Here is a 9289-nt window from a genome sequence, read left to right as displayed (position 1 = left end):
ACTGGACTGATTCAACCAAGACTAGATAATCAGGATTCTGTTACTAGTGCAGAAATAGAAAACCTAGCAACATCATCTCAATCATCAGAACAAACATCATCTTCAAACTTAACAGTTATTCAACCAAAACTAGATAATCAGGATGATGTTGCTAGTCAAAAAAGAGAAAACCTATCAACATCATCTCAATCATCAGAACACACATCATCTTCAGACTCAACAGTTATTCAACCAAAACTAGATAATCATGATTCTGTTGCTAGTCAAAAAAGAGAAAATCTATCAACATCATCTCAACCACTAGAAAACACATCATCTTCAGAATCAACAGTTATTCAACCACAACTAGATAATCATGATTCTGTTACTAGTGCAAAAAGAGAAAACCTATCAACATCATCTCAACCACTAGAAAACACATCATCTTCAGAATCAACAGTTATTCAACCACAACTAGATAATCAGGATTCTGTTACTAGTGCAAAAATAGAAAATCTATCAACATCATCTCAACCACTAGAAAACACATCATCTTCAGAATCAACAGTTATTCAACCACAACTAGATAATCAGGATTCTGTTACTAGTGCAAAAATAGAAAATCTATCAACATCATCTCAACCACTAGAAAACACATCATCTTCAGAATCAACAGTTATTCAACCACAACTAGATAATCAGGATTCTGTTACTAGTGCAAAAATAGAAAATCTATCAACATCATCTCAACCACTAGAAAACACATCATCTTCAGAATCAACAGTTATTCAACCACAACTAGATAATCAGGATTCTGTTACTAGTGCAAAAATAGAAAATCTATCAACATCATCTCAACCATCAACAAATACTGGACTTATTCAACCAAAATTAGATAATCATGATTCTGTTGCTAGTCAAAAAATAGAAAACCTATCAACATCATCTCAATCATCAACAAATACTGGACTTATTCAACCAAGACGAGATAATCAGGATTCTGTTGCTAGTCAAAAAAGAGAAAATCTATCAACATTATCTCAACCATCAGAACACACATCATCTTCAGACTCAACAGTTATTCAACCAAAATTAGATAATCAGGATTCTGTTGCTAGTCAAAAAATAGAAAACCTATCAACATCATCTCAATCATCAACAAATACTGGACTTATTCAACCAAGACGAGATAATCAGGATTCTGTTGCTAGTCAAAAAAGAGAAAATCTATCAACATTATCTCAACCATCAGAACACACATCATCTTCAGACTCAACAGTTATTCAACCAAAATTAGATAATCAGGATTCTGTTGCTAGTCAAAAAATAGAAAACCTATCAACATCATCTCAATCATCAACAAATACTGGACTTATTCAACCAAGACGAGATAATCAGGATTCTGTTGCTAGTCAAAAAAGAGAAAATCTATCAACATTATCTCAACCATCAGAACACACATCATCTTCAGACTCAACAGTTATTCAACCAAAATTAGATAATCAGGATTCTGTTGCTAGTCAAAAAATAGAAAACCTATCAACATCATCTCAATCATCAACAAATACTGGACTTATTCAACCAAGACGAGATAATCAGGATTCTGTTGCTAGTCAAAAAAGAGAAAATCTATCAACATTATCTCAACCATCAGAACACACATCATCTTCAGACTCAACAGTTATTCAACCAAAATTAGATAATCAGGATTCTGTTGCTAGTCAAAAAATAGAAAACCTATCAACATCATCTCAATCATCAACAAATACTGGACTTATTCAACCAAGACGAGATAATCAGGATTCTGTTGCTAGTCAAAAAAGAGAAAATCTATCAACATTATCTCAACCATCAGAACACACATCATCTTCAGACTCAACAGTTATTCAACCACAACTAGATAATCAGGATTCTGTTACTAGTGCAAAAATAGAAAACCTATCAACATCATCTCAATCACCAGACAGTACATCATCTTCAGAATCAACAGTTATTCAACCACAACTAGATAATCAGGATTCTGTTACTAGTGCAAAAATAGAAAACCTATCAACATCATCTCAATCACCAGACAGTACATCATCTTCAGAATCAACAGTTATTCAACCACAACTAGATAATCAGGATTCTGTTACTAGTGCAAAAATAGAAAATCTATCAACATCATCTCAACCATCAACAAATACTGGACTTATTCAACCAAAATTAGATAATCAGGATGCTGTTGCTAGTGCAAAAATAGAAAATCTATCAACATCATCTCAACCATCAACAAATACTGGACTGATTCAACCAAAACTAGATAGTCATGATTCTGTTGCTAGTGCAAAAATAGAAAACCTATCAACATCATCTCAATCACCAGACAGCACATCATCTTCAGACTCAACATTTATTCAACCAAGACTAGATAACCAGGATTCTGTTGCTAGTCGAAAAAGAGAAAACCTATCAACATCATCTCAATCATCAGAACACACATCATCTTCAGACTCAACATTTATTCAACCAAAACTAGATAGTCATGATTCTGTTACTAGTGCAAAAAGAGAAAACCTAGCAACATCATCTCAACCATCAACAAATACTGGACTTATTCAACCAAAACTAGATAATCAGGATTCTGTTGCTAGTCCAAAAATAGAAAATCTATCAACATCATCTCAATCATCAACAAATACTGAATTCATTCAAGCACAATTAGATAGTCATGATTCTGTTGCTAGTGCAAAAATAGAAAACCTAGCAACATCATCTCAACCATCAACAAATACTGGACTGATTCAACCAAAACTAGATAATCATGATTCTGTTGCTAGTCAAAAAAGAGAAAATCTATCAACATCATCTCAACCACTAGAAAACACATCATCCTCAGAATCAACAGTTATTCAACCTAAACTAGATAATCATGATTCTGTTGCTAGTCAAAAAAGAGAAAACCTATCAACATCATCTCAATTATCAGAACACACATCATCTTCAGACTCAACATTTATTCAACCAAAACTAGATAATCATGATTCTGTTGCTAGTGCAAAAATAGAAAACCTAGCAACATCATCTCAATTATCAACAAATACTGAATTCATTCAAGCACAATTAGATAGTCATGATTCTGTTGCTAGTCAAAAAAGAGAAAACCTATCAACATCATCTCAATCATCAGAACACACATCATCTTCAGACTTAACATTTATTCAACCAAAACTAGATAATCATGATTCTGTTGCTAGTGCAAAAATAGAAAACCTAGCAACATCATCTCAATTATCAACAAATACTGAATTCATTCAAGCACAATTAGATAGTCATGATTCTGTTGCTAGTCAAAAAAGAGAAAACCTATCAACATCATCTCAATTATCAGAACACACATCATCTTCAGACTCAACATTTATTCAACCAAAACTAGATAATCATGATTCTGTTACTAGTGCAAAAATAGAAAATCTAGCAACATCATCTCAATTATCAGAACAAACATCATCTTCAAACTTAACAGTTATTCAACCAAGACGAGATAATCAGGATTCTGTTACTAGTGCAAAAATAGAAAATCTAGCAACATCATCTCAATCATCAACAAATACTGGACTTATTCAACCAAGACGAGATAATCAGGATTCTGTTGCTAGTCCAAAAATAGAAAACCTATCAACATCATCTCAATCATCAGAACACACATCATCTTCAGACTCAACAGTTATTCAACCTAAAAAAGCACAGCAAAATTCTCATGAGAAACCGGAAATCCCTCAATTACCTAAAGCCTTAAAAAAAATCTCAATTTTTCAGCCTCTTTCTCAACCATCAGACTTTATATCATCTACATTTGCAGATGATATAGACTCACAAGAGATACCTCATCCTGTTCCTATTTCTCATACTCCTGCTCACCACATCCAAAAAGCACCAGAACAAGATATACCAAATTCATGGTCGAGTATTGCTGAATTGTTTGGTGATAATCAAGTTGATAGTATTAGCCCAACTATTGTTGTACAACCGCTCACAGACAAGAAACAATGGGACAATAAATTAAAGCCTTTAAAATCTACTCAATTGCAACATATTAAAACTCCAAACAAAGCTAATTTTTGGAAAAATGAAACATCTAACCAAGTTATTCAAGCATATACTACCTCTGAAAATTCAACTTCAACCGAATCAAATGAGGAGACTTATAGTAATTCAATAACTAATAAAAATTCTTCTTCAGAAGACGAATTAGAAACTCTGGAAATTCTTGCAAGAGAAGTCTACAAAATGCTCCAACGGCGTTTAGAAATAGAACGTGAACGCCGAGGAAATAATTATTCTGGGCGCTTACCTTGGTAAATTGATATCAGGAATCAACTTTCAAGCCATAATTCTGGCAAAGTGTCTTGAGTTTTTCTTTGATGAGCGATCGCACATTCTCCGGCGATACAATCACACAATCAGGTGCATATTGCATGATTTCCCGAATAAACCAAAAGGTAGTAGACACACCCCTAATCACTCGCCGCACTCGTTGTGTATCTGGTAGCCATTCATTGATTTTGTCTTCAGGTTTGGGTTGATAAGCAAAGGCTAAACCACCAAAGAGATACATTTCTACATCTATCTCTGCTAAACCAGAACGCCACTCACCCGCAATAGGTAAAACCGCAGCATCTTGTATCCTATCCAAGCGCAAACTCCAATTGTGCTGTAATTCTTCCACGTCAAAGTTACCTTCTGTCTCTTCACACCAACAATCAAGATATTGACGCTTTTCGTGGGGGTTAACTTTGGCGTAGCGTACTGTAAAGTTCCATATTTTATTTGCTGCATCTTGATAACTGAGTTGAAAGGGTTGTTTACGTAAGATGTAACGATCTATTTCTAAACGCCAAGGCGGGGGTAAGTTTCCTAAAAAACTTTCGATGTCGGTTCGCAGAGGTATTGGTAGTTCGCTACGTTCCAGTAACATTTGTGCTATTATCTGCGCTTGTTCATTTTGCCCAATATCTGCTAACAAACGCATCGCTCGGTCAAGCGCACGGATACGTGACTCTGACCAGTCGTGATTTTTACCAATAGTTAAATGATGACGGGCGATCGCTTCTATCAGTTTGGAGATATTCGGGCGATCGCCCCACATCATACCAAATTCTAGAGCTAAGTTTTCTAACTCAGCTTTATCTCGTTCTGATACCGATAGAGTTATAGACTGACCTTTACGACTCATTTATGTACGGACACTTTTATACGGATATATCTTGCCAACTTCTATTTTGCGTGCCAATATAGTTTTTAACAACCAGTTACGGACACTATTTGATTTTATGTCCGAAAGTTACAAAATCACTCTCAAGCCCGTTTATTCTCAAACAGTCCCCACACCTGATGGGGTGCAAATACCAAAAGGTTGGCCGCTTTCTTGGCATCAAGCTGCAACATTAGAAGCTCTACGTAATCCCAATATTGACGTAGTATTCAACACTGCAATGACAGGCGATGGTAAAAGCTTGGCGGCTTATTTAGAAGTTCTCCAGGGTGAATTTTCAGCAATTGGGCTTTACCCAACTAATGAATTAGCACGTGATCAAGAAAAGCAAGTTCAAGGATATATAGAAATATTTCAACCCGAAAATCAACCGCGCGTAGTCAGATTGAGTGGTGCTGATTTAGAAATTTATGCCGAAGATGAAGGATTGAAAAAAGGTTCAGCAATTGGCACTCTCACAAGCCAAAGAGAAGCATTATTAACCAACCCAGATATTTTTCATTATTTACATAGAGGGGCTTACATAATTCGTGGCGATAGTCCCGATAAACTATGGGGGAAAATCGACAAAGATTTTGATTTGTTTATTTTTGATGAATTTCATGTTTTTGCTGCGCCACAAATAGCCAGTGTGATTAATACTATCTTGTTAATTCGCTGCACAAATCGCCGAAAAAAATTTCTGTTTCTTTCAGCAACACCAGATAGCAACTTAATTGGTAAATTAGAACAAGCGGGATTTCGTTGTCAGGAAATCAATCCGATGGCACAAAACAAATATCAATTTCCTGATACTCTAGAACAAGAACAGCAACTGAAAATCCAAGGATGGCGACAAGTTGCGCGGACAATCTCACTGAATTTTGTTCCTTTAGAAGCGAGTTTTAAAGCATCAGAAGCTTGGCTTAAAGAAAATAGTAATTTGATTTTAGACCAGTTTCAGCAATATCCAGAGAGTAAAGGCGCAATCATCCTTAACTCAATTGCAGCAGTTAAACGGTTGACTCCGTTTTTTCAAGAAATTCTGCACCCCTATGGATTAAAAGTAGGAGAAAATACGGGTTTATCAGGAAAAGGAGAAAAAGAGCGGAGTTTGGCGGCTGATTTGGTGTTGGGAACTAGCACAATTGATGTAGGTGTTGATTTTAAAATTAATTTCCTAATTTTTGAATCCTCTGATGCTGGTAACTTTATTCAACGCTTGGGACGATTAGGTAGACATGATGGTTATGAAAAAGACGGTCAACTAATTAAGTTTCAAAACTTTACCGCTTTTGCTTTAGTACCTAACTTCTTGGTAGAACGTTTATTTCTGGGAGATACACCACCTTTAGAGGTAGATAAGATTTGCGATCGCCCCACTTTTCATAACATAATTGCTGATAAATATCGCCAAATTAATGATTTTCGCGGCTATTACAAACGTTGGGGTGCAGTCCAGTCATTTTACTTGGTTTGCAAATTAGGCGATCGCACAATTAAAGAACAGTACACCCAAAGCCGCGAAAATTTTCAAAAACACTGTGAAAAAGTATTTGACACCAGTTTAAAATCTGTATCTGGACGTGTTTCCGGTTGGGCAAAAGATTGGCAAGCACTATCAGGTAAATCAGGAAATCCCATTGCAGATGATGCTGCTAGTTTTCGCGGTTCGAGTCCTTTGCAATGTGGTTTGTATGATTTAACCGAAGAAAACGAAGTAGACAGATTTAAAACCTACGATTTACCTGGAATTTTAGGTAATTTAGAAATTGAAGTCTGGACAGAAGCGGGATTTATACGGACACTCAAAGAAACCGCAGCACGTACCGGACAACCTATCGCCAAAGGTAGATTTGCTCACTGTCTAGCATTTATGAAGTTGCGTTCTTACCGCGAGGAAAGACTGAATTGGAAGTTTACCTACTCTGGGGATTTGCAGGCGATCGCTGATGCTTGGAAAGTTCAGATTTTAAAGGGTGTGGAAATTTGGCAACCTGAAAACTACTGGATTGGTGCAATTAACAAAAAGTTGAAGAAAGAAGGTTTAGTCTGTTACGTGCTGCGCCATCCTGTGGCGGAAGTGCGGATGCGGCTACGGCTACCGATGCACTTTCAGATTTACCCAATTAGCGATCAAAACAGTGTTCATGATACGACAGCACCGTATTGTATAGCTTTTGGTCATTCTGCTTTGTTGCTTGATACATTAGCCTACACCTTTAAAAGCAAAGGAGATGAGATATGGATTGCTTGAGGTTTCAATCCCTGATAGGGATTATTTTTGAGACAAAAGCTTACGGTTTTAAGCACAGACTTATTCGTTTCAATCCCTGATAGGGATTAATTAAGTTATTTTGTGCCAGTAAGCCATCTCACTTAAAAGCATTTCATGATTGGGTTGAATATGTCAATGCTTATCAAGTGTTGAATAAGTCTGAACTTATAGTAAACAAAAAAAATTACTTGACAAGAGGTGTCGTTTTATGTAGTTTCAGATTATACAAATCGCTAAAGCTCAAATATAACAAGCATTTGGGCTGTTGTGGCTGTATGTCAAAACTTGTAAATAAGGGAAATACTATGCTTGTCAAATCGACAAACCTTGAAAAATTGATTGCAATCCTCAAGGACGGTAAATGGCATTCGAGCGATGAACTAGCTGCAAAGGTTAGTTTTCGATTTGGACACACTGTATTTGAAGCTCGCAAGAAAGGGTACTTTGTTGAGAAAAGGCAAGTTGCTTATAACCAATTTGAATATCGGTTGTTAGCAGCATAGCCAATTCGATAGCATATCTGGGGAATTTTCTAATTTAAATAGAGAATTCCCTTGCAAGAGGGAAGTACCAGCTTGCGGTATTAAGCTCAGGCGTAAGCAGTCTTAATCCCCAACAGCTTGGCTGATGGTTGAATAAGTCACTTATAATGCTAAACCTTAAAACAGTAAGTTTAAATCAAGCTTTCCTCTTTCCTCCTACCAAGAAAGAGTAGTTAAAAAACTTCAAAATATTGGAAGTTCATGATGAATTAATTTGAATATTTACCGCCATGAGTAAACCAATTCCAGACGAATACAGAAATTTGCTAATGGAAGTTAAACAGCGCATTCGTTCTGCTCAATATGAAGCACTGAAGGCAGTAAATAGAGAACTCATTGCCCTTTACTGGGATATTGGAAAGATGATTGTTACCCAACAGCAGGAAGCAGATTGGGGTAAATCTGTAGTGGAACAGTTAGCAAAAGACTTACAAACAGAGTTTCCTGGTATTAGCGGATTTTCTGCTCGTAATATTTGGAGAATGCGAGATTTTTATCTGACATATCACTCAAAAGAAATTCTGCCACCAATGGTGGCAGAAATTGGATGGACTCACAATATAGTCATTTTAGAGAAGTGCAAAGATGACCTAGAACGAGAGTTTTATATCAAAATGACTCGTAAGTTTGGTTGGACAAAGAATGTTTTGATTCACCAGATTGAAAATCAAACTTATGAAAAAACTCTCCTAAATCAAACGAATTTTAACCAAACTGTACCAGCAAAAATTCGTAACCAATTAAAACTAGCAGTAAAAGATGAATATACTTTTGATTTCTTAGAATTAGCAGATGAACACAGCGAACGGCAATTAGAGCAAGCAATTTTAGCCAGAGTTGAACCATTCCTGCAAGAAATGGGGGGCAGATTTACTTTTGTTGGTAGTCAGTATCGCTTAGAAATTGGTGAACAGGAATTTTTTATTGATTTATTGCTTTACCATCGTCAATTAAAGTGTTTAGTTGCTGTTGAGTTAAAAACTGGAGATTTTTTACCTGAGTATGTAGGAAAAATGCAGTTTTATTTAGCAGCGTTAGATGATTTATCTCGACTACCAGACGAAAATCTATCAATTGGAATTATTCTTTGTAAGTCCAAAAATAAAACTATTGTTGAATATGCACTACGAGAATCAAATAAACCCATTGGTGTAGCGACTTATAAAGTATTTTCTACATTGCCTCAAGATTTACAAAATCAACTTCCTGCTCCTGAGCAAGTTGCCAAATTACTGGAAGAATTTGAATAGAATTATA

5 protein-coding genes are annotated in these 9289 nt (G+C 35.9%); 4 read left to right on the top strand and 1 reads right to left on the bottom strand.

The window, feature by feature from the left end; translation table 11 throughout:
* A partial coding sequence (locus tag IQ259_RS15150; RefSeq protein ID WP_193886148.1) for a hypothetical protein occupies window positions 1-4320 on the top strand: 4320 nt, incomplete at its 5' end.
* 7 nt (window positions 4321-4327) lie between these two features.
* On the opposite strand, the gene IQ259_RS15145 is transcribed toward IQ259_RS15150, so the two are convergent.
* Entirely contained in the window at window positions 4328-5194 is an 867-nt protein-coding gene (locus IQ259_RS15145; RefSeq protein WP_193886146.1) for a YafY family protein, read from the bottom strand.
* 97 nt (window positions 5195-5291) lie between these two features.
* Between IQ259_RS15145 and cas3 the strand changes: the two genes are divergently transcribed.
* From cas3 to IQ259_RS15130, 3 genes are all read left to right on the top strand, one after another.
* A complete protein-coding gene (gene cas3 / locus IQ259_RS15140) occupies window positions 5292-7469 on the top strand; it encodes a type I-D CRISPR-associated helicase Cas3' (protein ID WP_193886165.1) in 2178 nt (725 codons plus the stop codon).
* A 296-nt stretch (window positions 7470-7765) separates the two neighbouring features.
* Window positions 7766-7993, top strand: a complete 228-nt coding sequence (locus IQ259_RS15135; RefSeq protein WP_228014550.1) for a hypothetical protein — start codon at window positions 7766-7768, stop codon at window positions 7991-7993.
* A 269-nt stretch (window positions 7994-8262) separates the two neighbouring features.
* Window positions 8263-9282 (top strand): YhcG family protein, encoded by a 1020-nt coding sequence (locus IQ259_RS15130; protein WP_193886144.1) that lies wholly within the window; start codon window positions 8263-8265, stop codon window positions 9280-9282.
* Window positions 9283-9289 lie beyond the last annotated feature (7 nt).

It is taken from the genome of Fortiea sp. LEGE XX443, assembly GCF_015206815.1.
In the GTDB taxonomy this organism is placed as follows: domain Bacteria; phylum Cyanobacteriota; class Cyanobacteriia; order Cyanobacteriales; family Nostocaceae; genus Nostoc_B.
The sequence above is the reverse complement of the archived record's forward strand: the minus strand, read 5'-3'. Positions and strand labels throughout refer to the sequence as shown.